Source organism: Marinilabilia salmonicolor, assembly GCF_003003035.1.
GTDB classification, from domain to species: Bacteria; Bacteroidota; Bacteroidia; order Bacteroidales; family Marinilabiliaceae; genus Marinilabilia; species Marinilabilia salmonicolor_A.
The window spans coordinates 1-1,106 of sequence record NZ_PVTS01000058.1 but is presented as its reverse complement, the minus strand read 5'-3'; the positions used below and the strand labels follow the sequence as shown (position 1 = coordinate 1,106).

General features: G+C 33.4%; 1 protein-coding gene. It reads left to right on the top strand.

Annotated elements, in window-relative coordinates:
* The first annotated feature begins 149 nt into the window (after positions 1–149).
* On the top strand, positions 150–968 hold the full coding sequence (locus BY457_RS18870; RefSeq protein WP_106154878.1) for a hypothetical protein: 819 nt from the start codon (positions 150–152) through the stop codon (positions 966–968).
* Positions 969–1,106: the final 138 nt, after the last annotated feature.

Here is a 1,106-nt window from a genome sequence, read left to right as displayed (position 1 = left end):
CGTGGCATCCACAGCATATTGAGGGTTTTGTTTTACCCTCTCCCATGCGTTCAAGCTGATAAATCCATAGCGGGTCTGAAAGCCCCGGCCGACCGCATACAGCCGGGCGTTGTGTGGCATAAAACGAACAACTTGCAAAATCGGAATTAATGGATAAATGGATTACGACAAAGATTGAGTTAGATACAAATAAAAATGAAATAAATAGATTTCATTTCAAGACTTTCACGATGGATTCAAAAGGAAATACTCTTGATGAAACCGAGTATGATTTTAACTCCAAAATTGTTTGCAGACGAATTTACAGATATCATGATTCAGGAGAAGTAAAAGAATACATTGAGTATGACCCATTTGATGAATTGTTGGAAAGACATTGTTTTCATAAAAACACAGATGGAGATTTTGACCGACATGAGTTTGAATTTTCAGATGGACAAAAATCGATTAAGGAATTTTCCTTCACTGATATTGGTAATACAGACAAAGCAACGATAAAAGATGAGAATGGTGAAATAACTGGATATGAAGTTTACATACTTAATGAGCAAGGACAGCCGATTGAAGAAATAGTGTTGGATGCTGATAATAATGAAATTTCAAAATATGAAAAATCGTATTCAGAAAATGGCCAGCTTAAGCATGAGAAACAATTTCAAAATGGAGAATTATTTAATGCAGAGGCATTTGAATATGATAGCCAAGGAAACGTAATAAAACAAATTCATAGAAACTACATTGATAACTTTGAAGTCATTGATGAATACACTTTTGACGAAAGAAATAACATGATTTATAATTCATCGCATCAGAACGGAGTACTAGTTTTTGAAAATAAATGTGGCTACGATGATAATAATAACTTGATTTCAGAGGAGTTCTTTGAACTAGACTTTTGGGAAAGGAAAATTGTTCGTCATGAAAGATTAATTCACGAAAAAGAGGACAATTATGGGTCAAAAGAATAATTAACGACTACTGGGAAATAGGCAAAGCATTTACGTGGATTTCTAAAAAAACAATTTTGAAAAGAGAACAGAAAAGAAGGAATGGAATAACAAAAAACAATCTGACAATAAATGAATTACGCCACACAACAAAGCTAT